This is a genomic window from Pacificimonas sp. ICDLI1SI03 (assembly GCF_054740865.1).
On sequence record NZ_JBSQAU010000002.1, the window covers coordinates 728,127 to 753,639 of the forward strand.

Genomic DNA, 25,513 nt, shown 5'->3' on the forward strand with positions numbered 1-25,513 from the left:
AGATGAGGCATGCGTGAAAAGGAACTCCGCCTCGCACTGATATGCTATGGCGGCATCAGCCTGGCCGTCTACATGCACGGAATCACGCGGGAAGTATGGAAGCTGCTTCGCGCCTCCCGCGCCTTGATGGCGGGCGAGCCTCGTCCTGACGACGATACCGAGGCAATTTATTACGACCTGTTGTCGCGCGTGCATGAACATGTGCGCCTGCGCGTCATCGTGGATATCGTGGCCGGTGCATCTGCTGGCGGGATCAACGGTATATTCCTGGCCGAGGCGATTTCGTCCGGACGCTCGCTCGATCCCCTGGTCGACCTGTGGCTGGACAAGGCCGACATCGACGAATTGCTTGACCCCGATGCGAAAATGGGGACGCGCATGACGAAGATCCTGTCGCCGGCCTTGCTGCTATACCTGCGCCGTACGCGCACCGCCGATTTTACCGACGAGGTGATCGAGGTCGACGCCAAGGCCGAGGTGGAGCAGAAGCTGTCGCGGTTCGTGCGCTCTCGCTGGTTCCATCCGCCCTTTTCCGGCAAGATCTTTACCGGGTTCCTGCTGGATGCGCTGGAGGCGATCCGGTCAAGTCCCGCCGGACCACCCCTGCTGCCGAACGGCCAGCCACTGGACCTGTTCGTGACGGTCACGGATTTCGCCGGGCACCCGGAGCGGCTGCGGCTGCACAGTCCCCGTCAGGTCATCGAAACAGAACATCGCAAGATCATCGCATTCCGGGACGAGGGCGCGCGCGGCACCGACAGGCGCATTGCCGAGGTCGCCAGTTTGGCGTTCGCGGCGCGCGCGACGGCAAGTTTTCCGGGCGCCTTCCCGCCATTTCAGGCGCGCGAGATGGATGCCGTGCTGGATAGCCGGGAAACGGGCTGGGACGAACGAGAAAGCTTCTTGCAGCGGGTGTTCCCGAACCGCGCGGAAGCGGATGTTCGCGACACTGCGCCCCTGCTGGACGGCTCTATCCTCAACAATGCGCCGTTCCGGCCCGCCATCGCCGCGCTGCGCAACCGTCCCGCGCATCGGGAAGTGGATCGACGCTTCGTTTACATCGATCCGAAGCCGGGCGTCAGGTCGATCGGCGCGCGGCGACGCAATTTCGAGGATAACGAGCCGCCGGGCTTCTTCACCACGATCCTGCGGTCGCTGAGCGATATTCCGCGTGAACAGCCCATCCGCGACGATCTGGAAGCGCTGCAGGGGTTCAGTCGCCGCGTGCGCCGGATGCACCACGTCCTTGCCGGTATATCGAAATCGACGAGTGCGGAGACGAGTGCCGCGCTGGGCGCGCGCACCTTCGCATCGAAACCGTCACCTGCGAAGCTGTCGGCGTTACGCGATCAGGCAAATGCCGCCGCCGTGGACCGGGCGGGCTATGCCTACCCAGGCTACGCCCATTTGAAGCTCGCGGAAATCGTGGAGACGATGGCGGGGACGCTGGCGCAGCTGGGCGGCCACGTGGAGCCTGGCCCCATGGAAGATGTCCGCAAGGCGCTCTGGAACTGGGCGCGGCGAAACGGGATCGACGAGATTACCCGCACGGTGAAACCGAAACTCGCCGCAAAAGACAATTATGTGCGCTTTCTGCAGCGCTATGATCTCGGCTTCCGGACGCGGCGCCTGCGCTATGTCATTCGTCAGCTGGGAAATCTGATCGATAGGCAGGGACCGGATCTGCGCGAGGCGGGCGAGCGTACCAAGGCTGCCCTGTTCGAAATGCTGGCGCCGTTCGTCGATCGGCGTAGCATAAGCCATTTCGGCGAGGGCGTGCGCGCAGCGGCGGCGGACATATGGGCCGATCCGCACCATGCCGTCGACAGATATGGCGACGCGCTTGGGCTGCAGGAACTCGACATATGCACCGATCAGCGCCTGTCGGAACTGTTGAACGGTGCGGATATGCCGGCCGCCATAAGGCGGACGCTGTTGCGCGCCTGGCTGGGTTTTTCATTCTACGACATTGTTACCTTTCCCATGCTGCAGGGGGAGGGGCTGGATGAATATGACGAGATCAAGGTCGACCGCATCTCTCCCAACGATGCGACCAGTATTCGTGCAGGCGGCGCGGAGGCGACCCTGAAGGGTATCCGCTTCAACAGTTTCGGCGCGTTCTTCAGCCGCGCCTATCGCGAGAATGATTATCTGTGGGGACGCCTGCACGGGGCGGAGCGGCTGATCGATATCGTCCTGTCGACCCTGCCCGCAGAGGTGCGCCTGCCGGATAGTGAAACGGCTGACCTGAAACGGCGCGCTTTTCACACCATTCTTGATATCGAGGAAGAGCGGTTGACCAAGGTGCCGGACCTGATCGCGGCCATACGCGCGGAGCTGGCTTAGCATAAACCGCAGGCTGACGCTGGCGGCATGTCCGCATAGCCCAAGCAGCGCCTGTATCGTTGGAGGAATTGCATGATAAGCCTGCCCGCCCTGCTCGCCGCAAAACAGATGACAGACGGCGGTTTTCGAACCGAAATTCCGCCTGAATGGCAGCAGGGGCGCACGGCCTATGGCGGATTCTCGGCTGCACTGGCCTATGAGGCGGCGCGGGGGGCGGCGGATGACCTGCCGCCACTTCGTTCTGCGCAAATCAGCTTCGTGGGGCCGCTGTCCGGCACGGTGGAGATCACGGCAAAGCTGCTGCGCCGGGGCAAGAACGCCGCCTTCATCCAGGCGGATGTCGTCGGTGAAGCGGGCATCGGCCTGACCGGCACGTTCGTGTTCATGCGCGAGATGGAAAGTGCGGTGCACCTGGCGGCGGACGCGCCCCCGCCGGATCATCCCCGGCCCGCGGCCGCGGAAGTGCCACAGGGGGTGGGGCCTGCCTTCGTCGGCATGTTCGATATGGGCGTGATGGAAACGGGGGCCGATGGCCGCCCGGCGGATATCGTGCGCTGGATAAGGCTGAAGGACAGGCAGCACCTGGACCCGATGACGGAGCTGCTGGCGATCGGCGATGCGCTGCCGCCCGCCGCCCTGCCGCTAATGACGAAAGTTGCGCCTGTTTCCTCGCTGACCTGGATGTTCAACGCGTTGACGCCGAATCCCGTCAGTGCGGATGGCTGGTGGCTGTTGCGGTCCACCAGCGATCATATCGAACATGGCAATACCAGTCAGGACATGAGCATGTGGAATGCGGACGGGACACTGGTTGTCCGCGCGATGCAGTCGATTGCGCTATTCGGATAGGGCGGTCTAGGTGCTGTGGAGCGGACCGAAGCGAGAACCCAGGAGATTTTGCCCCCATGACGATCAGCATCCAAGATCCCGCCGCCCATGGCTTTGACGCCGGGCGGCTCGCCAGGGTCGATGATTTTCTGCGAGATAATTATATCGACAGCGGGCGGTTTCCTGGGGCGCAGCTGCTGGTCAGCCGCAACGGTGCCCCAATTCATTTTTCTACCCAAGGGTCGCTGCGGGAGGATGGCGAGGCGCTGAGGGAAGACGCGCTGTTCCGCATCGCGTCCATGACGAAGCCGATCACGTCCGCAATCTTCATGAGCCTATTCGAAGAGGGCAAGGTCCAGCTGGATACGCCCGTCGCGAAAGTGCTGCCCGAGTTGAAGGATGTCGGGGTTCTGGCCAGCGGTGGTGCGGGGGTTCCGTTCGTGACCCAGCCCGTAAAGCGCCCCATGCAGATGGTTGACCTGCTGCGCCACACGGCGGGCTTTACCTACAGTTTTCAGCACAGGAGCGCGGTGGACCTGGCGCATCGCGAACTGAAGCTGGAGAACACCCACGGAAATTTCGATCTGGACGGATTCGTCCGCGAACTCGGCAAATTGCCGCTGGAATTCTCGCCCGGCGAAGGGTGGAACTATTCCATCGCCACTGACGTGCTGGGCGCGGTCATACAGCGATTGACGGACAAGCCATTGGACGAGGTGATGCAGGAACGCATTTTTGCGCCCCTGGGCATGGCCGATACCGGGTTTTTCGCGCGCCCCGACACGCTAGACCGCCTTACCGACTGCTGGTTCGTCGATCCTGAAAAGGGCAAGCGACTGTTCGACAGTCGTTCCAAAAGCGCATGGGCCGTGAAACCGAAACTTTTGTCGGGCGGGGGCGGGCTCGTGGCCACCAGTGCCGATTATCACAGGTTCGCCCACGCAATGCTGAATGGCGGAGAGCTGGAGGGTGCACGCATCCTGAGCCCCAAGACCGTCGCCCTGATGACGGCCAATCATTTGCCGGGAGGCGTCGACCTGACACGGATTTCGAGATCGCTATTTTCCGAAGCGAGCAATGAAGGCATCGGCTTTGGACTGGGTGTATCGGTTGTGATGAACCCGTCGACGACTCTCGTGCCGGGCAGTGTTGGGGAATATGGCTGGGGCGGGCTGTTCTCGACGGCCCTGATCATCGATCCGGTCGAAAGGCTGATCGTGATTTTCATGACCCAGATGGGCCCGTCAATGCAGTTCAACGTGCGTCGGGAGTTGAAGACGATGATTCACGCCGCCATGACGCAAAGCCATGCGTGAGAAGGCGCGATGGTTCGGAATTTTGGGGAGGCATTGTGAATTTGGGGAGGTAACGCGCGCTTCGCCCCCCGTGCCATAGTCGCCCCGACCCTATTGGACAGCATTGGCCAGAGTTCCTGACGCGCAGCAATATTCATCATTGGAGACCTATCATGACCAGCCCCGTCCGCACCGAACTACATGACGATGTTCTCGTCATCATCAGCGACAATCCGCCGGTAAACGCCCTTAGCGCGGCGGTGCGGCAGGGGCTGCAGGCCGGGATACGGGAGGGCGCGGCGAACGATGCCGTGAAAGCCATCGTCGTTCGCTGCGACGGGCGCACTTTTCACGCGGGCGCCGATATCACGGAATTCGGCAAGCCGCCGCAACAGCCCGGCCTGCCGGAATTGCTGGACGAGCTGGAGAAAGTGGCGAAGCCGACGATCGCCGCGATTCACGGGACCGCCCTGGGCGGCGGGTTGGAGGTCACGCTGGCCTGTAATTACCGCATTGCCGTCCCCTCGGCGAAGCTGGGCGTGCCGGAGGTGAAACTGGGCCTGCTGCCCGGCGCCGGCGGCACGCAGAGGCTACCGCGTATTGTCGGGGTAGAACAGGCATTGCAGATGGCGGTGTTCGGAAATCCGGTCTCTGCGGGCGCCGCAGAGAAAAGCGGCCTGGTCGACAAGGTCGTCGAAGGCGATCTGGCCGACGCGGCAATCGCCTTTGCACGGGAGGTCGCGTCGAAGGATGATCATCCCGTTTCCTCCACCCGAAACGACATGCTGCCCAATCTGGCCGAGGCCGATCGCATCCTTGAGGAATTCAAGCAAAAGAACGGTCGCAAAATTCGCGGTTTCGATGCCCCCGCCGCCAATATGCGCTGCATCCGCGCGGCGGTCGAACTGCCCTATGAAGAGGGCGTGAAGATCGAACGCGAAGAGTTCATGAAGCTGATGACCGGGGATCAGTCGAAGGCGCAGCGCCATTTGTTCTTTGCCGAGCGTCAAGCCGCGAAAATCGACGATGTGCCGGCCGATACGCCGCTGATCGATATTCAGAAGGTCGGCATTATCGGCGCTGGCACGATGGGCGGCGGCATCGCCATGAACTTTCTGTCGGCCGGTATCCCGGTGACGACCGTCGAAATGAGCCAGGAGGCGCTGGAGCGCGGCCGGGGCGTCGTCGGCAAAAACTATCAGGGGAACGTCAAGGGCGGCCGGATGACGGAAGCGCAGGCCAAGGGTGCCATGGACCTGTGGACGGGTACGCTCGATTATGCCGACCTCGCCGATTGCGATCTGGTCATCGAGGCCGTCTTTGAAAATATGGACGTGAAGAAGGAGGTCTTCCAGAAGCTGGACCAGCATGTGAAGCAGGGAGCGATCCTTGCCTCCAACACCTCCTATCTCGACATTGACGAGATCGCCGCCGCGACCGGACGGCCGGAATTCGTGGTCGGTACGCATTTCTTCAGCCCGGCCAATATCATGAAGCTGCTGGAGGTCGTGCGCGGCGAAAAGACGTCGAAAAGCGTCCTCGCGACCGTGATGAAGCTGGCCAAGAAGATCGGCAAGGTCGCCGTCGTCGCCGGCGTCTGTGACGGCTTCATCGGCAATCGTATGCTGAAGCCGCGTCAGGTGGAAGCGAACAAGCTGATCATGGAAGGGGCGAAGCCGTGGGATATTGATCGCGTCTTCGTCGAATTCGGCTTCCCCATGGGGCCGTTCCAGATGTCCGATCTCGCCGGACTGGATATCGGATGGCATCGTGACGAAAACCGGGTGGAAACCTTGCGCGACGAGCTGTGTGCCAAGGGCCGCTGGGGACAGAAGACCGGCAAGGGCTTCTACGATTATGACGAGAACCGGCGCGGATCGCCGTCCGACGAGGTGGAGGCGATGATCGCCAAATGGGCCGAGAAGGAGGGCAAGGAGCAGCGCCACGTTTCTGACGAGGAAATCCGCGAACGCTGCCTCTACACCATGGTCAATGAGGGTGCGCGCATCCTGGAGGAAGGCATGGCGCAGCGGGCGTCCGACATCGATGTGGTCTGGATCTACGGCTATGGCTGGCCGCGCTACACCGGCGGGCCGATGATGTGGGCCGACCTGACGGGGCTCGACAAAATCGTCGCAGGTTTGGAAAAACATGCTGCGGAAATGCCGGAATGGCCCATGTCATCTCTACTTAAGGAGAAGGCCGCGTCCGGCGGTACCTTTAACTAGGAAACAGAATAGCGGTCCCCCCGGCCCCGTGTCGGGGGGACCCATGTGAATGTTGGGGAGATAACGATGCCCGCTGCTGACGCCGATCTGGACAGCTTCCGCGCCGACACGCGCGCCTGGCTGGAGGAAAATTGCCCGCCCGAAATGCGTACGCCGATGATGGGCGATGCGGATCAGTGCTGGGGTGGCCGCAACTTCACCTTTCAGTCCGACGCGCAGAAACTGTGGCTGGAGCGGATGGCGGCAAAGGGTTGGACGGTGCCGGACTGGCCGACCGAATATGGCGGCGGGGGCCTCAGCCGCGAAGAGACCAAGATATTGCGGCAGGAGATGGCGCGTCTTGGCGCGCGGTTGCCGCTGTCCAGCTTTGGCATATGGATGCTGGGCCCGGCGCTGCTGAAATATGGCACGGAGGCGCAGAAGCAGGAACATTTGCCGCCTATCGCGCGCGGGGAAATCCGTTGGTGCCAGGGCTATTCCGAACCCGGCGCGGGCAGTGACCTTGCCGGACTGCAGACGCGGGCGGTCGATGCCGGTGACCATTATGTCATCAACGGCCAGAAGGTGTGGACCAGCTATGCCGACAAGGCGGACTGGATTTTCTGTCTGGTCCGCACCGATCCCGAGGCCCCGAAGCACCAGGGCATCAGCTTCATTCTGTTCGACATGGACCAGCCGGGCGTAGAGCCGAAACCGATCCGCCTGATTTCAGGGTCCAGCCCCTTCTGCGAGACCTTCTTCACCGACGCCCGCGCGGAAAAGCGCAATCTGGTGCACGAGGAGAATAAGGGCTGGGACGTGGCCAAATATCTGCTGGGCCACGAGCGGGAAATGATTTCCGGCATGGGGCATGATGGCGCCGGCAAGACGCTGCCGCAAATGGCCGTAGAGGCTGTCGGCACCGATGCGGAGGGGCGACTGGCCGATCCCCTGATGCGCGCCGACATCGCGCTGTTCGAGGTCCGCGCCGCAGCCTATCGCGCACAGGGTGAGCGTTTCAACGATGAGTGGAAGGCGGGACGGCTGAACCCGGCGCAAGCCTCGATGATGAAATATTACGGCACGGAATTGAACAAGCGGCGCAACGAGCTGGTGATGGCGGCTGGCGGCTCGGACGCTCTCGAATGGGAATCGGGCGATTCTGATGGCGGCAAAAAGGCGCGCGACTGGCTGCGGTCGAAGGGCAATTCCATCGAGGGCGGCACCAGCGAAATCCAGCTGAACATCGTCGCCAAACGCATTCTGGAACTGCCAAGCTGATTACAGCTCTCCCGCTCTTCCCCAAGGGAAGAGACGAAAGGAAATTCATGCCACTTTATCTGACCGAAGATCAGGAAATGCTGCGCGACAGCGCCAGCGGCTTCATGGCCGAAAAGGCGCCTGTGGCGCATCTGCGCAAATTACGGGATTCGAACGATTCCAATGGATATGATCCGGCGCTCTGGAAGGAATTTGCAGAGATGGGGTTTACCTCCATCCTGATCTCAGAGGATGAGGGGGGGCTGGGCCTTGGCCATGTCGAGGCAGGCGTGGTTCTGGAGGAGATTGGCAGGAATCTGACACCCTCCCCCTTGCTGTCGACTGGTATCGCGGCGGTGGCAGCGCTGCAGCAGGGTGGCAAGCATCACCGCGACAGATGGTTTCCGGCAATCGCCGCGGGCGACGCGACGGTCGCCCTCGCGATCGACGAAGGTGCAAAACATGACCCGGAAAGGACGGCGATGAGCGCCAAGAGGTCGGGCAATGGTTTCCGGCTGACGGGTCGTAAGCAGTTCGTCGTTGGCGGGCATAATGCCGACATGCTGATCGTCGCGGCCAGAACGGGCGGCGCGCCGGGTGACAGCGACGGCATCACATTGTTCGCGGTAGAAAAGGGCGCGGCAGGAATGACCGTCGACCCACGACGCTTGGCCGATGCATCCATTGCCGCACGAATCGAGTTCGACGGCGTCGAGGTCGATGCCGATGCCGTAATTGGGGAGGTAGATGCCGGATGGGGACCGTTGAACGCTCTGCTTTCCGCTGGACGCGCAGGGGCCAGTGCCGAGTTGCTGGGTGTGGGGCAGGGCGCCGCCGACCGCACGATGGCCTATCTGAAGGAGCGTAAGCAGTTCGGCGTGATTATCGGCACGTTCCAGGCCCTGCAGCACCGCGCCGCGCATCTGTATGCGGAACTGGAGGTGGCACGCGCCGCCACGCTGAAGGCACAGCAATTGCTGGATGCGGGCTCTTCAAAGGCCCATGGCGCCGTCCACACGGCCAAGGCCATGACCGGCCTGACTGCGCAGCTGGCCGTGCAGGAGGGCGTCCAGATGCACGGCGGCGTCGGCATGACGGATGAATATGACGTCGGCCTGTACATGAAACGTGCGCGGACATTGGCGGAACTGTTCGGCGAAGCCAATTATCATGCAGACAGGCTTGCCCGCGAGGCGGGCTATTAAGGAAGGAGCGGCGCCAGCACGTCATCGACGCCCTGCCGGTCGCGAAACCTGTGCGCGATGAAACCGAGCGCGCGCGCCGCTTCGACATTTTCGCCGCGGTCGTCGATGAATAGGGTGCGGGCCGGGGTTACGCCAAACCGATCCATGGCCAGGCGATAAATGGCCGGGTCCGGCTTTGCCAGGCGCTCCGTGCCCGACACCAGGACATCTGTGAACCGGTCGAAGACGGGCGCGGTGGGACGGAACATCCGCCAGAATTCGTCGGAAAAATTGGTAAGGCCGTAAAGCGGCAGGCCGCGATCATGCAGTTCGCCGGCCAGCTCGATCATGCCGGGTATGGGCTCGCCAATCGTTTCCAGCCAACGGGGACCGTAAGCAAGAATCAGATCGCGCTCTTCCGGAAACCGGGAGATCAGGTCCGCACTTGTCTGACTGAAGGGATGACCGCGATCGTGCTGATAATGCCATTCCGGCGTGACGACGTGCGCCAGGAACCAGTCGAGACGCTGCGTATCCGGGATCAGCTTTTCGTATAGGTAGCGAATGTCCCAGTCATACAGGACATGGCCGACATCGAACATGACCGCGTCGAGCGCGGACATAGGCGTTTAGCCCTGGCGCGCCTTGAACCGACGATTCGTCTTGTTGATGACGTACGTGCGGCCACGACGACGGATGACCCGGCAGTCGCGATGACGATTTTTCAGCGACTTGAGGGAATTGCGAACTTTCATGGCCGTGCCTGCTATCATTCAGATTGTCTGGGAATCGAGGCGCGTAGCTAGGGTCGGGCGGTGCGAAAGTCAACCTTTGTAGGTCATAGTGTAAGGAGGCTTTTCTCTATCGCCCGGCATCGGTATCGCGGGACGGCATGAAGAATCCGTTCGCCCGCAAGGCGCCCACGCCCGCCATTCCCGACGGTAAGCGTATCTACGCGATCGGCGACATTCATGGCATGGCCGGGCTGCTGGACCGGCTGTTGGAAAAGATCGCCGTCGATCTGGACGGCTATGTAGGCAAGAGCCGGATTGTCTTTCTGGGCGATTATATCGATCGCGGACCGGATTCAGCGCAGGTGGTCGAGCGGCTGTGCGCGGGGCCGGGGCCCGGTGACAAATGGACGTTCCTGAAGGGGAATCACGACGCGTTCCTGTCGTCCCTGTTGAGGGAGGAACAGCCGAAGATGCGGGAATACCGTAACTGGATCGAGCAGGGTGGCGCGGAAGCGATGCAAAGCTGGGGCATTCGCCGCGGGCTGATCTATGGTGAGGATCCGCAGACCGCGATGAAGGCACTGGCAGAGGCGATGCCGGAGGCGCATCGCAAATTCTTCAGAAAGCTGAAACTGTCGAAGACGGTCGGCGATTATATGTTCGTTCATGCCGGCGTGCGGCCGCACGTGTCGCTTGAGAAGCAGCGCGAAAAGGACCTGATCTGGATCAGGGAGGACTTCCTGAATCACCGCAAGAGCTTTGGCCCCCACATCGTGCACGGTCATACGATCTCGAACGGCCTCGATTCGCAGAAGTTCAGAACCGGCGTCGACACGGGTGCCTATAAGACGAATCGGCTGACCGCCTTGGTGCTGGAAGGGACCGACCGCCGGTCCATCTCTACGTGATGGAAGCGGTCAGTTCTGGCGTTCGTGCAGCCGCGACTCCCAGCTAAGCGCGTGGCGGACGATCTGATCCAGGTCGGCATGTTGAGGTTGCCATCCCAGCGTGGACAGGATCTTTGAATTGTCGCTGATCAACTCGCCCGGATCGCCGGCGCGTCGGGGGCATAGGCGGCGTTCTATCGTGTTGCCGGAGACGCGTTCGACGGCGTCCAAAACCTCAAGGACGCTGAAACCGCGTTTGTAGCCCGCATTCATCACGACTGATTCGCCGGGGTGAGCATCTAGCCAGCCAAGCCCCAGGACGTGAGCGGCGGCAAGGTCCGTGACGTGGATATAGTCACGAATGCCGGTTCCATCGGGCGTGTCATAGTCCGTGCCATAAACGTCGACATGGGATCGCTTTCCCGTTGCCGCTTCGCTGGCGACCTTGATCAGGTGAGTTGCCCCCTTTGTGGCCTGCCCCGCGCGACCCTCAGGGTCGGCGCCCGCGACGTTGAAATAGCGCAGCGCGCAATAGGCGAAATCATGGGCGGCGGCCGTGTCGGCCAGCATCGCCTCAGACATCAGTTTCGACATGCCATAGGGATTGATGGGGATTTGCGGGGTGGTCTCTTTGACCGGCACTTCGTCGGGAGTGCCATAAGTGGCCGCAGTGGAGGAAAAGATGAAGTGGGGAATACCAACGCGCACCGCCGCCTCGATCAGGTTGCGCGTCGCCGCCGTGTTATTCCGATAGTATTTCAGAGGGTTTTCGACGGATTCAGGCACCACGACGGACCCGGCGAAGTGCATGATGGCGGTGATGGCATCCCCTTTTAGAATGGCAGCCATCGCGTCCGTATCGGAAATGTCGACTTCGTGAAAAACCGCTGCGTCGGGGACCGCCCAGCGAAAGCCGGTCACCAGATTGTCGGCGACGGAAACCTCATAGCCGGCATCAATAAGAGCGAGGACGGCGTGGCTGCCTATGTATCCCGCGCCGCCCGTTACCAACACTCGGCCCTGGCTGATCATCTGAAGTCGTTCCTCGCTAAGGGTGGCGACGAAACCCGGAAAGGGGGCCGCGCGTTCATCCGCCATATCACGTCGAGCGGCTATGTGTAGCCGCCGAGGGTGAAAGGAAGGTTTCAATCATGCAAAGTCTTGCCCGCGCGTTTCTGCCGCTAGCTGCACTTGGTCTCGTCGCCGGTTGCACGACCGTCGATAGCGGCACCGACGTGACCCGGTTCCACCTGAACCAGCAGTTGCAGCGGGGTACCGTCTTTGTCGAACCGATCGTCCCCGACCGGCAGGGCAGTCTGGAATTTCAGCAATATGCCGGCGCGGTATCGCAGGAACTGGCCGCAGTGGGCTTCAATCCGGTTGCGGATCGGGCAGGCGCCGACATCATTGCCGCAATCGACTATGCCCAGAATACGCGCGAAGCGATCGAGGGCCGCTCACCGGTATCCGTCGGGGTTGGTGGCGGCACGTTCGGACGCAGCACCGGTATCGGTCTCGGCACCAGCTTTGGCCTGGGCGGAAAGCCGAAAGATGTTCGCGTTTCCATGCTGGAGGTGCGGTTGATACGGGCAAGCGACGAAGCCCCCCTGTGGGAGGGGCGGGCCGTGACAGAAGCCAGAGAGGATTCCGAGGAAGCGGTGCTTTCCGCAGCAATCCCAGGGCTTGCGCGTGATCTGCTGCGCGACTTTCCCGGCGAATCAGGCAAGACAGTTACTTATGATGATTAATTTCGGGCAGCCATTTACCATATTTTAAGGCAGCCTAACGAAAGCTTAGTGTGCCGGGGGGCGCAGGAAACCAAGCGGGCAAGGAACTCCCATGAATGCGCCATGTGCGGGTGAACAACCATATGCAGGCGGAGAGAATGACCTGTTTCTGGCGACGCTGGCGCATGAGCTGAAGACGCCGCTTGGCGCCATTTGCGGATATGCCGAAATGCTGGCCGGCGGCCACGTGTCCCCGGATCGCGTCGGCGAACATGCCGCGATATTATGGGAAGCGGCGCAAACGCTGAAGGGTACGGTAGAGGCCATGCTGGATCTGGCCCGGCTGGATCAGGGCGAGCTGGAGCTTGATAATTCCCATTTTGATCTCGGGTTGTGCGCAGAGGCCGCTGTGCGCACATTGATAACGTCTGTAAAGGTTCGGGGCGTCACGCTGGACCTGGCCATGCCGCCGCACTTGCCGCAAATCATCGGTGATTCGCGAATGGTGACGCAAATCCTGACCAATCTGATTTCCAATGCCATCAAATATGGTCCCGAAGGAGGACGCGTCGGTATCTCGGCATCCGTCAATGCAACGGGCCAGCTGCTGATCGATATCAGCGATGATGGCCCGGGATTGTCGGCTGAAGAAGCGAAGGTAGCGATGGCGCCATTTGGCCGTGTGGATCGTGCGGAACGCGTACCGGGCCATGGCCTGGGCCTGCCCCTGACAAAGGCGCTGGTGGAGCTGCACGACGGGACGCTGAACCTGGAAAATCAGCCGGGATGCGGCACACATGCCCGTGTTATCCTGCCCGCCAGCAGGATTGTCGGCGGCGATGCAGATTTGCAGCAGGCGTTCGTTTTCTGCCGTCCCCTGTCTCCATCCGCCGGCGTTAACCATTTTTGAACACCAGACGGACTTTTCCGTCCTTCGTTCAATTGGTTAGGCTGAAAGTTTTCCATCATTTTACCGAGTTTTCCCGTTCGCGTTTCGTTTCCGTTCCCCATTTGAGGATGGCTGCGTCTGCCCCACGGCTGCGATTCACCCGCTTGGCGTAGTGTTCAATCATCTGCATTGACTGGCCGGTGACGGAGTGGACTTCGAAGGGGGTGCAACCCGCCTCCAGAAGGGCGTTGACGGCGTTCTTGCGCAGCCCATGGGGAACGACCTTGACGCCATGTTCCTTGCTGAAGGCGGCGCACCATCCCCTGAACGTCTTGGACTTCAGCGCATTGCCCTGCTGGTTAGACAGGATCGTCAGCGTCGTCCGTGGGCCGCGCTGTAGCTCTGCGGCAAGGTCGGGGTGCAGGGGGATAGATAGCTCAATATCCGTCTTGTCCTGCTTCACGGGGATGCGGGCGCCGCGAATGCTGTTCCACGTCATCTTGCAGGTGTCGCCGGTACGCTGGCCCGTGTAGAGGTGCAGATAGACGGCGCGGCGGAAAGACTCGTCCTCGCTGGTCAGCGCAATCTTGAGGATATGGGCAGGCCACGGCTCATGTTCGCCTGCGGCATCGAACCGGTCGATGTTGGCGGTCCAGTCCTCGATTCGCCGGTCGCGTTTGACGCCGAATTTGTAGAGCGCTGCGAGGATGGCCAGCATCATGTTGGCGGCAGCGGGGGTTTCCTCGTTGGCATCCATCACGCGTTCCTGAATAATCTCGGGCGTAAGCTCGATCAGGGGCACGCCACCCAGGCCATGCTCCAGGCGGTCCAGATAGATGCGATAGACGCGCTGTGTCTGTTCTCCCTTGGTCAGCAGGCCGCGCTTGTCCTTAGATGCGCTGTATTTCCTTATGAGGGCGCGAAGGGTGCCTTCACGGGCGCGCTGCTCGATCAGGTTCGTATTCTTTTGCAGGAAGGCTATCTTGCGCATGAACGCATCCGGCTCGCCAGTGGGATCAGGCAGGCGGACCATGGGGTCCGTGCGGCTCCAATAGTAATAGGCGCGGCCCTTCGCCTTCACACGCTTCACGCCAGGCCATTGTACCTTAGACACGCTCAGGGAGCCTTTCGCGCCAGGAATTCTTGCCGCCCGATGAGGCCTTGATGGCGTCGATCGCCGCGTCCAATTCGTGAACGTCCCAAGCCTCTTTCCCGCCGATCTTGAAGGCAGGGGGCATCTCCCCAGCAGACACGGCCGCACGGAAGCTACGCTCTCCGCGATACCCTGCATATGCCGCCGCCGGGACGGCATGCAGGACGCGGGGCCAGTGGGGGAGAGGACGCGCCATTAGGTCTTTGCCGCTCTGCTCGCTCGCTTCGCGAGCTTCTCAGTAGCTGTAGAGGGTTTTTCCTCGCTAACCTCTAAGTGATCGGAAAGAAGTAGATTGTAATAAGCGGATTTGCTAACTTGGGTGAGAGATAATTTTATATACGTCAGATCGCGTAAGACGGACGGTGCAATAATCTCATCGCCACTTCTATAGAAGCTTGATGCACCTTTCGGGTGAATATGTTCTATATCAATAACTGTGCCCGGAGAGTCGGATACAAGTAAAAGATCTATCCTAGAGTGATCGTCGCTGGCGCCTTCATTTTCGGAATCTACCTTATGAATTAAACCGCCAAGTTCGAAAGCGACTTCGCTGTAGTGTTTTACGGCGCTTGCAATACTAAAAGCTGCCTTTGGAGGTAGCATGGCATCGGTGTTCAATTTGTTCATCACGGTGAGAACGAAAATTTCCCTTAAAGATAGACGCCATTGATTATTTTTGTCCTGCTCACCGATTTTTATCGTGCCTCGACTCAGGCCATTACGAAGCTGTCTTTCGTCGATCCCTGAAACATCTATCGCCAACGGGAGCGAAGAGTTTCGCTCATCCATTTTGGGATAGTGCCAGATGCTCCCGTCGGGATTGCGGAAATATCGGAGTTCGATGGGCAACATGTGGCTTCTGTAACTCATATGAGTATCACATGCAAGTAACGTCGTCCGGAGGGCGGTTGGAGCATGATTGGGTGGGTGTTCCCCGCAACTCCATGCACCAAGGATGCAACCTGAAGCGCGGGGGTTTGTTCACGCGGCGTTCCGGTTTGCGAACCTTTTTGCATCCGCCAGCAAAGCAGCCTTCGCTTCCTCGCTGATGTCGCAATGCGGCTCGAGCGCGATTTCCATTTTAAGTGCAAAGGCAGTCAGGTCAGGGGCGGGCGTGTCGTACAGCGCTTGCTCACTCTTGAGCAATTCTCTCACCGCCTGCTTTTGGTCAGCTTCCAGTTTCAGCTTGCCGGTGGACCGCTCCAGTTCTGCCGTCTCGCGCTTCCATTGCGCCAGACGATGGTCATAGCTGGCGACCTCATGCTGATTCTTCGCGGTGAACGGAATGTGCACTTCGCCGTCGATGATCTGGAAATCGAACCGCTCCTGGGGACGGTTCGGCTTCGGCTTGCGGGCGGCATAAAAGCCCTCCTCGGCAGCCTCCATTTGATCCCAGATGCGATCATGGTGCTCATTGGCCGCACGATAGGCAGCGAGGGCCTTGTCCCACTGTACGCGGCTGGAAGGCGCTGAATGGGCCGTCTGTGCGAATAGGGGGCTTACAACGGCTGCGGAGGTGCCGACGATAGCGGCTCTGCGTGTGAGGGCGGTCATTGGACGCCCCCCCGGTGCAGGGATCGGTAATAGGCCAGCTGCTCTGCCCGCTCATTTATCGGAGCGGTAGTCTGGTCGCTCCCGTATTGAGGGCGATAGACCGGCTCCTCCGTCCCCACCTTCATGTCGAAGCTGTCTTCGTCGTAGGGCAGGCCTGAGTGGTCGTCCTCTTCGCAATCTTCAGGGTCGCCGGGTTTACCGTCATATCCGGCTTCCTGATCATCGACGCCCTGGTCGCTGTCGGCAAGGATGCAGCCGGGGCCGTCGTCGTGCAGCGAATAATCGCCAAAATCGTCTTCAGCGCCGGTATCCTCCAAGTCAGTGTCGCCGTCGGCAGCGTCGAGCGTTTCGATCAGCTGCTCGATCATATCCTCCAGTGCATCCCGTCGGGCATAGGTCATGCCGGAAGAGTGGAATGCGGGAGGGAGGGGTATGCGCGCAGCGGGCGCAGTTGTAGTGTGTGCGGTAGCCATGATTGATCTCCCTAATGATCAGTTGCGGTCAGGCCTGGGCGGGAACTGGTACTTCCCCTCAGGCTGCTATCCTGCTATCAACTCCCTATGAATACGTCAACACCTGATAGCAAGTCGCCGTTTGGGCGGCGCCCTGGGCAGTCTGGAAAGATGATCGCTGTTCGCGTGCAGCCGGAAATGCTGGCGGCGTTGGACGGCTGGAGAAAAGCCCAGGACGATCCGCCGTCACGTCCTGAAGCGATCAGGCGGCTGGTGGAGCGGGGATTGAGCGCTGAATGAAACTAGACAAGGATCTAGTCAGAGACATTCTGCTTGCTGTCGAAGCCGACACAGATCACCCCTACAAGTTCTTCAGCTTAGACTTTGAAGGGCACTCAAAGCGGGAAATCGCCTATCATGTCATGCAGCTCCACGAAGCGGGATTCTTAGAGGCTGCCAACTTGTGTCACTCAGGTGCTGACGGATTCGATTGGCAACCAAAGCACCTGACCTATCGCGGGCACGAATTCCTTGATTCCATTCGCGATCCAGAAATTTGGCAGCGCACGAAATCTGGCGCTGAGAAGGCGGGGGGTGCGAGTGTTGGCTTCCTTTGGGACCTTGCGAAAGCTTACGGCAAACATCTCGCGGCAGAGCGTTTAGGTATCCCGATCTGACTGCTGAACCTCCGGCCCCTGCCTCCCGAAAACAGTGCTCCTAAAGCATCTCCTTTACACCGAGAGGGTCGGCGGTTCTGTCGTCATTTGGTTCGGTCCCCGAAGCGGTCACTGATGGCGAGGATCAGCATGATGATGGTAGCGATCTGGGCGTAGAGTTCGAGCGTCTGCATGGTCGATTATCCTTTCGACCGGCATCTTCGCTTTGTTCGGGTAGGATCGTTACCGCCGTCAGTTGATATCCGCGAGCTTGTTCCGATGCGGGTCCACACGCTCCCGCCCAGCCTCCTGGCTCTGCGCCGCCTTCAGCACGAACTCTGCAATCTCGTCGATCTTTTCCAGTACGCTGTCTCCGATCTTACAGCCGCCAGCAAATACGATTGGCTGCCCGTATAGGGGTACGTATTTCAGCCGCAGCTGCACAACGTCCAGCACGAACCGATGCGCCTGGCGCACCTCTCCCCCGTTGATAGTCGCGAATCGATAAAGGGCTGACAGGCTCATGCCGCACATGAGAACGAAAGTGGAACGGAGGTCAATTACTCACATTAATGTTGCGTTCACGGAACGATGCCGCATTAGCCTTGTTTTACCCATGCGACGCGGCAATGGGGCTCTCTCCTATTCCCGTGAAAACTAGGGTCTGACAGACTCCAGTCCCCCGTTTGTCAGACCCTAGTGCGCAACTTACGCCGAAATTTTCATCTGATCGTCTGGAAATGGCCCCACCAGGTTCTGCGCCTCTTCCCATGGTGCCTCCAACCATGTCGCGGCCGTCTCAGCGGTAAGGAGCACCGGCATCGCCTTCGGATGCACTGCTCCGACGATCTCGTTCGGATCGGTCGTCAGGAAAGCATAGCGGGGCTTCTCGCCCTCCACTGGTCGCCAGATACCCGCAAAGGCGAATAGCGGCTCATCCGTGAGTTCGAACCACACCTTTCGCTTGGAACCCTTCTCGCCAGTCCATTCGCAGAATGACGTGACCGGCACGAGGCACCGGCGATCCGGTCGCTTCAATGCGTTCAGCCAGAAAGGACTTTCAAGATTCCGCACGTTCGTGACAGGCCGCTTCACTGCGCCAGGCGGAGGAAAGCCCCAGGTGAAGGTTTCGATGACGCGATCAGCGTCTGTGCTGCGCACGATGGGCGCATCCTGATCCGGGTATATCTCCGGTAGGTCTGGGATGTTGCCGGCGGCGTTCTTCGCGCCGAACAGTGAGGCGATCTCACTGGCATTGGAGCGCATGCGGTAGAGGTTACACATGTCGTGCGGCTGCGCGATTTTTGCCGGTGAAGCAAGAGGAGTAATTTCCAAAAAACGGTGAATAGCCCTGCTTGGCAGGCTTTCTTGTCGTGAGTAGGCCCCGCTAATGGCTTTGCGATATTATCCTTCCGCCGGGGAAATCCTTTCTTGCGATTACTCCACCGGTTTTACTCAGCCCGAAATGGTTAAAGTTAGGCCTGTCGTTGTCATGGGGCCGCGCCTGCGTCGGCGTGAAGGGCTCGTAGGCGTTGTTCCCCTTAGCACTAGTGCGCCCACTACTGTGGAGCCTTATCACCGGCAGATTACGCTTTCGCGGCCATTACCTCCACCTTTCGACAATGCGACGATGTGGGCGAAATGCGATATGTTCGCCGTTGTTGCTCGCGCTCGACTAGATAGATTTCGCCTGCCTCGCTCCCGGCTCGACGGTCAGAGGCAATGGGTAAATGGCAGGATCACTGCTGCCCAGCTGCAGGATCTTCGCGCTGGCTTGCTATGTGGTCTTGGGTTCGATTCATTGACTGTCCACCTTTGATCGCCTACATACGGGACTGTTCCCGCTCTGCGAAAGCATCGGGCTTGGAGACTGCCTCCTTATAGCGTGGCAGCCGGACCTACAAAGGCGATAACAAGCTGGTAGGTTCGATGTGTTCTAAGGGCCATCCTCGCGGGTGGCCCTTTTTCTTTGTTCCGCGATTGACGGGAAGAAACCCTTCAGCAAGGGTGTGATGGGGCAGAGGAAACACTATGACGAACAAACCTATCGAGAGCGATGAGCCTACGACGCTGGCGTTCATGGAAGAGCTTAGGGAACTACTTGTTTCCAAGAAGGTCGTCAGCGAAGCTGAATGGCGGAACGTTGTACTCGGAACGATAAAGAGGCTGGAAGCAAACGCCCCAGACCACGCTGAAGCTCTGCGGAACTACACACAGGTTTGGGTGCTGCGTCCCGAAAGGCCGTAAAGCTCAAGCCGCCTGCGCAGCCTTCCTGAGCACATAATCCAGCGCTGCACCGCCGTCGCGGAACAGCCCCCTCGCGACCAGCGCATCCGCCTGCTCGCAGAACCAGTCCGCCTGGCTGTAAACTTCAGTGTTCCGAGCAGTCCAATTGTCGGGCGCGCTGGTGATGACAGGCTCAGCCGCAAACGTCATCGGATCCATGCCGGGGATGGCAGGCTGTGCCGCACCGAGAAAGCCTAGGTGCTTGGCGTATAATGCGCCAGGCGTCGGGTTCGAGGGGTGATCCTCAGCCCAGAACGCCATTGAACGATTGATCCATCGCCCAAGCCGTAATTCGTCCAAGATACTGCCTGCCAGGTCTGCCAAAGTGGCGAACAGGCGGTTTCCGTCCTGCCGCAGGCTCTGAATGATGCCGTAGGCAGGCATATCGTTCTGAGGGTGGCCCTTGACCACGGGCGCGGAACGCAGGGCAGGGTTGTAGCTTCCTACGATCTTCTGCAGGTCGGCCGCCGTGATTCCTTTTGAGGCGGACGTTCCGGCGCGGAATACCTCGATCTCCCGCATTACGGAGCCGTATGGGTGTAAAGCTCGCCCTCGTCGGGGCATTCTGTAAGGCGTCCCTGGCTGGCCAGATAGGCAAGGGCGCCGGCAAGCTCTGTCTCTTCGGTTTCGACCTGACCCGGCGTCTTGCCCTCGGTAGAAACGAGTTCGTTGATCTCGTCGCCCGGATTGTAGGACGTTTCGCGGATGATCTGGGTAAAGTTCGATACGTAGCGCACTGACTGTCTCCTAATTTAGGGTCGTGGGGGAATCTGAAGGCGTCTTCGGTCCATCGGTGCCGCCAACGTCCTCATCGGCGCTGTGTGGGGCTTCCTGCGCCGTTTCTCGCACTTTCGCGAGGGTGTCCTCCGCGTCTTTGATGATGCGTGAGACATCGACCGCGCCGGCGGCGCCCTTCATCACGGCGACAAGGAAGGTTTCCGCGAGGCCGACAGACGCTTCGAGGCGCTGGATACGATCACGCAACAGGTTCACCGATGCGAGGATATGAAGGCTGTTATCGTTCATCTCGGCGAGGAGGTTGTCGACGCGCGCTTTCTGCGCATCCAGTTCCTTCGCGAGGGTGGCCGGATCGATCATAGAGAACCCTCAATGATGTATGGATTGATGCCGAAGCTGAGGCCGGTAAGGTTCAGGCCTTTTAGGTACTGGTTTGTCTGCTCGATGCCGGTCCTGATTTGGGCCAACTGCTCGTTGGCCTCATCCTGTAGCTGCGTCTGCTTGACCGCCTCGTCCAGCTGGCGCTGCGCCTCGGAAACGATTCCTTCACCGGTGGTGCGGGCCAGATTGATATCCGACGCAAAGCCGCCCGCCGTGCCGAACGCATCCTTGGATGTGCTGACAAGGTTCCTGAGCAGCCCTGCAAGCCGATCCGCTGCGCCTGCCTGCCCTTCCTCCGCCGCAGCGCGCGCCGCATCTATCTCCGTCAGAAGCTGATCGCGCTTTTCAACGCTCGATCCCTGGAACAGATCGCCGAACGACAGGTCATCCAGGAAGTCCTGAATGGACCCCACCTGCGTCCGCAGAAGCTGCTCCTGAAGCGCCAGGCGTTCCTTGTTGTTCTGCTCCTCCAGCGCCACCAGATCGAAGCCATACTGCCGCCCTATGCGCAGCCGTTCGGCCATCTGGCCTTCAAACTCATTGATAGCCGTCTCAAACGGGTTGAGGATGCCCGCCAGTAGCTCTTCGATGGCCTTGACCTTCACAGCCTCCTGAACGGCGCTATCGATGTCTGACGACGACCTGAGAGCCTGCGCCACCTTCTGCGATATGCCGGTGATCGCGCCGTCGCTGATCCTGTCCGCGAGTGCGAACGCCACCGCCGCAGCGCTATCGTCTCCGAAACCGCGCGCGCCGTTCTTACCCTTAAGGCTGTCGCCAGTCGTATTGACCCGGAATTCACCGCCGCGTGTGCCGATGGCGGTAATCCCACCCGCCGTGAGGGTGCCGCCCAGCGCCTGTGCGATCTGATCGAGGCCGGAAGTTACCGCGCTGCCCAGATCGCCTGCAGTGCCGTACGCTGCCGTATCAGCGCCACCGATACGCGCATTGCCGGGGCCGGTAATGACTGCGCCAGCGGTCTTGTTGCCCTTCAGGAGGCCACCGATCAGACTTCCACCGATAGCGCCCACGATGGACCCGACAGGGCCGGCGAAGCTGCCAAGTGACCCAAGAAGTTCGCCCCCGAGAGCGCCACCCAATGCGCCCCCCAGCGAACCACCAAGGCCTGAACCGCCAATAATTCCGCTGACACCTGCACCGATGGCTGCACCACCCGCCGCACGCCCAGCGATCTGACCTATTCCTCCAGCACCACCCTTGATGCCGAGCGCGCTGGCGATGTCGCCGCCAATATCCTTCAGCCCATCCTTGAGCGGGTTGAATATATCCTTCAGGCCAGTGACGAACGGACTGTTCTTACCGCCGAATACATCTGCAAGAATGGTCGCGAAACCGCCGGTACGCCCACCTATGGCGGTGAAGTCCCCGGTCTTCGCGCCACTGATAAGCCCGATGACCGTGGTCAGTGCGTCTCCGGCTTTTCCACCGATGATTTGTCCGATGGCTTCTGCGCGCGCTAGAGCTTCCCGGTTGAAGGCTTCACCAGCCTTTTTGCCAGCAGCACCGAATTCATCCTTTAGGGCCGCGTCCAGGGCTTCAAGACGGGCCTGCTCCGCACCTTTGCGGAATTGCCCTGCCTGTCCCGCGCTGATCTCTCCCCGCTTCAGAAGCTTGTCGATCAGCTCGAGTTCTTCACGGTAGTTTTCTGCGGCTGCCTGGAGAGGGGTATAGGCATTCGTGAGCCGGTCGACCTCGGATGCGAATTTCGCGCGCTCAGCCTGTTCCAGTGACCGTGCGAGGTCATTCATCGACTTGTCGAAGGCCAGCGTCTCAGCGGCGGCTTTCTTCGCTGCAGCTGCTGCCTCACGTTCAGTCTTGGACAGTTTGTCGACCGAAAGCTTCGCCTTCTTGGCTTCCTCCCGCACCGCCGTCGTGTCACCTGCAAGCGCGCGCAGTTCCTTGTTCAGCCTCTCGCTGTCGCGGGATGCCAGCACCGCCTTCGATGCGTATTCGTTCACCTCGCCCGCAAGCTTGGCGAATTCCGGCCGATCTTCCGCCAGTTCGCGCAGTTCCCGGTCCAACGCCTGCACATTGCCGCGCGTCCGGTCGAGAATGTCTTTCAGTTCCTTGTCGAACGCAGCGGCGAGCGCCCTTTGCTTCGATCCGGGTACACCTTCACGAGCGCTGTAATCGAGGGCCGAAATCGATCCCTGCCCAGCCTCACCGACAAGGGACCGCGCCTGTCCAGCGAGATTGCGGATCTCCGCATTATTCGCAGCAATCGCTTCGATGCGGGTAAGGCGCGCGTTGGCGATCAGAGCCTCGTTCTGCTCTTTCAGCTTGCCGGTCGTCAGGTCGATGAATTGCGCGATGTCGGACTGGCGCTTGGCGAATTCAGTCAGCCCTTCCTTCGCCTGGTCGGCAGCCTTGTCAGTATCGAGGAGGCTGCTGACGAGCGCGCCGCCGGCCGCTGTGGCGATGAGCAATGCGGATCCCCACGGTCCCGCAAGGAACGATGCAACGGTCCCGATCTTCCCGCTTAGCCCCGACATGGCGAACGCCAGCTGCCCACCTTGCTGTGCAAAGATCGTCATCGGCGGCGTGCCAAGAGCGAACCCCTGCGCGATATCCTGAATCTGGAAGCTCAGGTTCGCCATGGAGGCGCGTTGTTGGCCCACGGACTTCGTAACGGCGTCGACGGCGTTTCTGGTGCGGACAGACCCTGCCGCCACACGGTCGCTGGCAGCGTCGAGCGTGCCCAGAGCGGCTGCGGCCTGCTTGCTCTCCGTCGCTTCCTTCTGGAATTCGCGGCTCAGCTGATCGACCGTCGTACCGAGCTTCTTCGTCTGCTTTTCCGCCGCCGACAGCTGCCCTACCAGGCCGTCGGTGCCGTCCGCCTTGAAGCGTACCGAGGTGACGAATTCACTCATCGTACCGGCCCCTGCCAGAACGTGTCGGAAAGCAGTTCCAGTTCCGCCCGGTCGTCTTCATCGAAGCCCAGGAAAGGACGGGCAGGAATGTTCACTTCCCGCGCAAACACCATGCCGCCATCGGCGCCGCTGAAGATCAGGAATTCACCGTTCTTGGGAGTGATTTTCGCGCCGAATTGGTGAGTGGCCGCGTAGCTCGCGCTGTCCGCCTGGGCGTCCGATCCGACTTCGGCGAAGTCCTCCCCAACATTCGAGGTAATAGACCCCCGCAACCTGCCACGGTCGATCAGCGTCTGCCCGTTCTGCTCCTGCGCGCGCCGTGAGGGCTTCCACGGCGTTCCACCCGGCCCCCGTCCGGTGTTGAACCTCGTAAGGACGGAATCCTCGATGTAGTTCGCAGCCTGAGTGAACAGCGGCCGCAAGTCCTGGCTGTTCTTTGCCATACCGCGTAGCGCGAGGCTCAACCCGCCATCGTCGAAGGTGATCTTGACACCCATCTACGCCGCCAATCCGACACGATGCGACCGGACGATCCCGAACCCGCTGCTGCCGAGCGGCTCACGATGGGGGAAACGGAACTGATCCCAGTCCGAATGCATGTAACTGACCCGGCGCCCTGCCGAGCGATGAGGTTCTATCACTGCGGGACGATCAGCCGCCGCCACCAGGTGCATGAGGGCAATCGCAGCGTCACCATGACGGCCACGCTTACCGCTCGCGCGTCCGATCTTCGGGATGCCGTTCACCAGTTCGATGGCGAGCAGATCCTCCAGAACTTCCGCATCGCGGGGCAGGTGGAGCAAACCGTCGGTGATCTTCGCCCGCAGGCGCGGCATGTGCGCGAGATAGAATTTCTCTGACAGCTTCACGGCCTCGACGCGGCTTTCGCCCCAGCGACGGACGAAGTTCTCCCCGATGACGGCGCCGTTGCCGGTCGCGTCCAGCTTGGCAGCGGCAAAGCGGGGAATGGCACCCGCGATCCGGTCGAGAATATGCTGCTGTTCCACGTAAGGGACGTTCGACAGTTCGACGATCAGCGGGACATTGAGGCGCACTGTGTCGGTGTCGTGTCCTACAGCTATAACGCTCAGATCGTGCGAGCGCCCAAAATCCTGTCCGATGTAGCTGCACCGGTCCTTCGGCATTGCGGCAATGGCCGGCATCACGTCGGCGTCGAACCAGCCATTGATGCGGTCGAACCTTTCGCTTTCTGACAAGGCCGTGAAATCGTCTTTGAGGCTCAGCCGCGCCATGCGCGCGCCGACAGAGATCATCGCCCGTTCGATCTCGCTGCGCAGGAGATACTGAACCCGGCCGGCTTGTGGAACGCAGTCATATTCCTCGGAAACTGCGGGACCGGCCTTCGCCCTCTCGCTGGCTTCCCACGCAGCCTCTTTTTCCGGCGTCCATTTCTCTTTGTTCTCGATGCAGATGCGGCGGTACAGCCCCTGCTCGATAGCATCTGAAAACGTCACACGGCGCGCTACTGCACTGGCGCCGCGCTTCCCCGCGTGAATATCGTTTATGAGCTTCACGAAGGGGTTTTCAGCGCCGCAGTGCGTCGAGATGACCGTGATAGAACCACCCCACATCGTGCACGCGCTGGCTGCGGCCATGACGCCTTCCAGATCGTCGACATGCGCCGCCTCGTCGATCAGGATACTGCCCTTGGAACCACGCAGGGACCGCGCCGCGCCAGTGTGGCCGTAAACTGAATTTCCGCTTGAGAATGTCAGCTTGAGCTTGTTCTCGGTGTCATATTCCGGCTCGGACATCGTGAGCTTGAAGACGATCTCGGCAAAGAACTTCACCTCGTCGATGAACTCGGCAGACAGATCCTGCGCAGGCGGTGAATAGTGGAAATCCCGACCACCCAGAGCCTTGCTCTTCATCGCCGTAGCCGCCGCCGCGAAAGCCGCCGTCCAGGTCAGTCCGATCTGGCGCGACTTCTCGTACACAACCAGATCGTACTGCTGCATGTCCTGCAGCGCCTGGACTTGGTAGGGCATGAAGATGGAGGCGGGTGTTTCGAACATGCGGAGCAT

General features: G+C 60.5%; 29 protein-coding genes. 13 read left to right on the forward strand and 16 right to left on the reverse strand.

Annotation, left to right across the window (positions count from 1 at the left end; genetic code table 11):
- Positions 1-9 precede the first annotated feature (9 nt).
- The 6 genes from ACSMXM_RS15490 to ACSMXM_RS15515 all read left to right on the forward strand — a co-directional run bounded on the left by ACSMXM_RS15490 (position 10) and on the right by ACSMXM_RS15515 (position 9,141).
- Positions 10-2,346, forward strand: a complete 2,337-nt coding sequence (locus ACSMXM_RS15490) for a patatin-like protein (protein WP_460317324.1) — start codon at positions 10-12, stop codon at positions 2,344-2,346.
- 72 nt (positions 2,347-2,418) lie between these two features.
- On the forward strand, positions 2,419-3,195 hold the full coding sequence (locus tag ACSMXM_RS15495) for an acyl-CoA thioesterase (protein ID WP_460317325.1): 777 nt from the start codon (positions 2,419-2,421) through the stop codon (positions 3,193-3,195).
- A gap of 56 nt (positions 3,196-3,251) precedes the next feature.
- Positions 3,252-4,490, forward strand: coding sequence for a serine hydrolase domain-containing protein (locus ACSMXM_RS15500; RefSeq protein WP_460317326.1), 1,239 nt, complete (start codon positions 3,252-3,254; stop codon positions 4,488-4,490).
- A 152-nt stretch (positions 4,491-4,642) separates the two neighbouring features.
- The gene (locus tag ACSMXM_RS15505) at positions 4,643-6,697 is read left to right on the forward strand and encodes a 3-hydroxyacyl-CoA dehydrogenase NAD-binding domain-containing protein (RefSeq protein ID WP_460317327.1); all 2,055 of its coding nucleotides are present in this window, start codon (positions 4,643-4,645) and stop codon (positions 6,695-6,697) included.
- 66 nt (positions 6,698-6,763) lie between these two features.
- Entirely contained in the window at positions 6,764-7,957 is a 1,194-nt protein-coding gene (locus ACSMXM_RS15510) for an acyl-CoA dehydrogenase family protein (RefSeq protein ID WP_460317328.1), read from the forward strand.
- Between the two features lie 47 nt (positions 7,958-8,004).
- Positions 8,005-9,141: an acyl-CoA dehydrogenase family protein gene (locus ACSMXM_RS15515; RefSeq protein WP_460317330.1), complete on the forward strand. Its 1,137-nt coding sequence runs from the start codon at positions 8,005-8,007 to the stop codon at positions 9,139-9,141.
- On the opposite strand, the gene ACSMXM_RS15520 is transcribed toward ACSMXM_RS15515, so the two are convergent.
- Both ACSMXM_RS15520 and ykgO read right to left on the reverse strand, forming a co-directional pair.
- Positions 9,138-9,743 (reverse strand): HAD family hydrolase, encoded by a 606-nt coding sequence (locus ACSMXM_RS15520; RefSeq protein ID WP_460317332.1) that lies wholly within the window; start codon positions 9,741-9,743, stop codon positions 9,138-9,140. The two genes, ACSMXM_RS15515 and ACSMXM_RS15520, sit on opposite strands and share 4 nt — an antisense overlap.
- Positions 9,744-9,749: 6 nt before the next feature.
- Positions 9,750-9,875, reverse strand: a complete 126-nt coding sequence (gene ykgO / locus ACSMXM_RS15525) for a type B 50S ribosomal protein L36 (RefSeq protein ID WP_011415100.1) — start codon at positions 9,873-9,875, stop codon at positions 9,750-9,752.
- A 137-nt stretch (positions 9,876-10,012) separates the two neighbouring features.
- Here ykgO and ACSMXM_RS15530 point away from each other — a divergent pair, with 137 nt between their 5' ends.
- Positions 10,013-10,762 carry a metallophosphoesterase family protein gene (locus ACSMXM_RS15530; RefSeq protein ID WP_460317334.1) on the forward strand — a complete coding sequence of 250 codons (750 nt, stop codon included), beginning with the start codon at positions 10,013-10,015 and terminating at the stop codon, positions 10,760-10,762.
- Positions 10,763-10,771: 9 nt separating this feature from the next.
- Here the strand turns inward: ACSMXM_RS15530 and galE are convergent, their stop codons facing one another.
- A complete protein-coding gene (gene galE / locus ACSMXM_RS15535; RefSeq protein ID WP_460317624.1) occupies positions 10,772-11,773 on the reverse strand; it encodes a UDP-glucose 4-epimerase GalE in 1,002 nt (333 codons plus the stop codon).
- 119 nt (positions 11,774-11,892) lie between these two features.
- Here galE and ACSMXM_RS15540 point away from each other — a divergent pair, with 119 nt between their 5' ends.
- On the forward strand, positions 11,893-12,489 hold the full coding sequence (locus tag ACSMXM_RS15540) for a DUF4136 domain-containing protein (RefSeq protein WP_460317335.1): 597 nt from the start codon (positions 11,893-11,895) through the stop codon (positions 12,487-12,489).
- 91 nt (positions 12,490-12,580) lie between these two features.
- The gene (locus tag ACSMXM_RS15545; protein ID WP_460317336.1) at positions 12,581-13,378 is read left to right on the forward strand and encodes a sensor histidine kinase; all 798 of its coding nucleotides are present in this window, start codon (positions 12,581-12,583) and stop codon (positions 13,376-13,378) included.
- Between the two features lie 55 nt (positions 13,379-13,433).
- On the opposite strand, the gene ACSMXM_RS15550 is transcribed toward ACSMXM_RS15545, so the two are convergent.
- The 5 genes from ACSMXM_RS15550 to ACSMXM_RS15570 all read right to left on the reverse strand — a co-directional run bounded on the left by ACSMXM_RS15550 (position 13,434) and on the right by ACSMXM_RS15570 (position 16,537).
- Positions 13,434-14,471: a tyrosine-type recombinase/integrase gene (locus ACSMXM_RS15550; protein ID WP_460317337.1), complete on the reverse strand. Its 1,038-nt coding sequence runs from the start codon at positions 14,469-14,471 to the stop codon at positions 13,434-13,436.
- A complete protein-coding gene (locus tag ACSMXM_RS15555; RefSeq protein WP_460317338.1) occupies positions 14,464-14,706 on the reverse strand; it encodes a hypothetical protein in 243 nt (80 codons plus the stop codon). The genes ACSMXM_RS15550 and ACSMXM_RS15555 overlap by 8 nt, the downstream gene beginning before the upstream one ends.
- Positions 14,706-15,362 (reverse strand): hypothetical protein, encoded by a 657-nt coding sequence (locus tag ACSMXM_RS15560; RefSeq protein ID WP_460317340.1) that lies wholly within the window; start codon positions 15,360-15,362, stop codon positions 14,706-14,708. The genes ACSMXM_RS15555 and ACSMXM_RS15560 overlap by 1 nt, the downstream gene beginning before the upstream one ends.
- A gap of 129 nt (positions 15,363-15,491) precedes the next feature.
- Positions 15,492-16,064, reverse strand: a complete 573-nt coding sequence (locus tag ACSMXM_RS15565; protein WP_460317341.1) for a hypothetical protein — start codon at positions 16,062-16,064, stop codon at positions 15,492-15,494.
- Positions 16,061-16,537, reverse strand: coding sequence for a hypothetical protein (locus ACSMXM_RS15570; protein ID WP_460317343.1), 477 nt, complete (start codon positions 16,535-16,537; stop codon positions 16,061-16,063). Before ACSMXM_RS15570 ends, ACSMXM_RS15565 begins: the two co-directional genes overlap by 4 nt.
- A 150-nt stretch (positions 16,538-16,687) precedes the next feature.
- Here ACSMXM_RS15570 and ACSMXM_RS15575 point away from each other — a divergent pair, with 150 nt between their 5' ends.
- Positions 16,688-16,816: a hypothetical protein gene (locus ACSMXM_RS15575; RefSeq protein WP_460317344.1), complete on the forward strand. Its 129-nt coding sequence runs from the start codon at positions 16,688-16,690 to the stop codon at positions 16,814-16,816.
- Positions 16,813-17,193, forward strand: a complete 381-nt coding sequence (locus tag ACSMXM_RS15580; RefSeq protein WP_460317345.1) for a DUF2513 domain-containing protein — start codon at positions 16,813-16,815, stop codon at positions 17,191-17,193. Before ACSMXM_RS15575 ends, ACSMXM_RS15580 begins: the two co-directional genes overlap by 4 nt.
- A 231-nt stretch (positions 17,194-17,424) precedes the next feature.
- On the opposite strand, the gene ACSMXM_RS15585 is transcribed toward ACSMXM_RS15580, so the two are convergent.
- Both ACSMXM_RS15585 and ACSMXM_RS15590 read right to left on the reverse strand, forming a co-directional pair.
- Positions 17,425-17,697, reverse strand: a complete 273-nt coding sequence (locus ACSMXM_RS15585) for a hypothetical protein (RefSeq protein WP_460317346.1) — start codon at positions 17,695-17,697, stop codon at positions 17,425-17,427.
- A gap of 183 nt (positions 17,698-17,880) precedes the next feature.
- Positions 17,881-18,456 carry an SOS response-associated peptidase gene (locus ACSMXM_RS15590; RefSeq protein ID WP_460317347.1) on the reverse strand — a complete coding sequence of 192 codons (576 nt, stop codon included), beginning with the start codon at positions 18,454-18,456 and terminating at the stop codon, positions 17,881-17,883.
- A gap of 106 nt (positions 18,457-18,562) precedes the next feature.
- Between ACSMXM_RS15590 and ACSMXM_RS15595 the strand changes: the two genes are divergently transcribed.
- Together ACSMXM_RS15595 and ACSMXM_RS15600 are read left to right on the forward strand one after the other, a co-directional pair.
- Positions 18,563-18,991 (forward strand): type II toxin-antitoxin system PemK/MazF family toxin, encoded by a 429-nt coding sequence (locus ACSMXM_RS15595; RefSeq protein WP_460317348.1) that lies wholly within the window; start codon positions 18,563-18,565, stop codon positions 18,989-18,991.
- 212 nt (positions 18,992-19,203) lie between these two features.
- A complete protein-coding gene (locus tag ACSMXM_RS15600) occupies positions 19,204-19,419 on the forward strand; it encodes a hypothetical protein (protein ID WP_460317350.1) in 216 nt (71 codons plus the stop codon).
- A 3-nt stretch (positions 19,420-19,422) separates the two neighbouring features.
- On the opposite strand, the gene ACSMXM_RS15605 is transcribed toward ACSMXM_RS15600, so the two are convergent.
- From ACSMXM_RS15605 to ACSMXM_RS15630, 6 genes are read right to left on the reverse strand one after another with little or no spacing between them, the layout of a single operon-like run.
- Positions 19,423-19,980, reverse strand: coding sequence for a hypothetical protein (locus tag ACSMXM_RS15605; protein ID WP_460317351.1), 558 nt, complete (start codon positions 19,978-19,980; stop codon positions 19,423-19,425).
- Positions 19,980-20,195: a hypothetical protein gene (locus ACSMXM_RS15610; RefSeq protein WP_460317352.1), complete on the reverse strand. Its 216-nt coding sequence runs from the start codon at positions 20,193-20,195 to the stop codon at positions 19,980-19,982. The genes ACSMXM_RS15605 and ACSMXM_RS15610 overlap by 1 nt, the downstream gene beginning before the upstream one ends.
- A gap of 10 nt (positions 20,196-20,205) precedes the next feature.
- Complete coding sequence (locus ACSMXM_RS15615) at positions 20,206-20,556, reverse strand: hypothetical protein (RefSeq protein WP_460317353.1); 351 nt, start codon at positions 20,554-20,556, stop codon at positions 20,206-20,208.
- Positions 20,553-23,468, reverse strand: a complete 2,916-nt coding sequence (locus ACSMXM_RS15620; protein WP_460317354.1) for a phage tail length tape measure family protein — start codon at positions 23,466-23,468, stop codon at positions 20,553-20,555. The genes ACSMXM_RS15615 and ACSMXM_RS15620 overlap by 4 nt, the downstream gene beginning before the upstream one ends.
- Positions 23,465-23,965: a phage virion morphogenesis protein gene (locus ACSMXM_RS15625; protein WP_460317355.1), complete on the reverse strand. Its 501-nt coding sequence runs from the start codon at positions 23,963-23,965 to the stop codon at positions 23,465-23,467. The genes ACSMXM_RS15620 and ACSMXM_RS15625 overlap by 4 nt, the downstream gene beginning before the upstream one ends.
- The gene (locus ACSMXM_RS15630; protein WP_460317356.1) at positions 23,966-25,513 is read right to left on the reverse strand and encodes a terminase large subunit domain-containing protein; all 1,548 of its coding nucleotides are present in this window, start codon (positions 25,511-25,513) and stop codon (positions 23,966-23,968) included.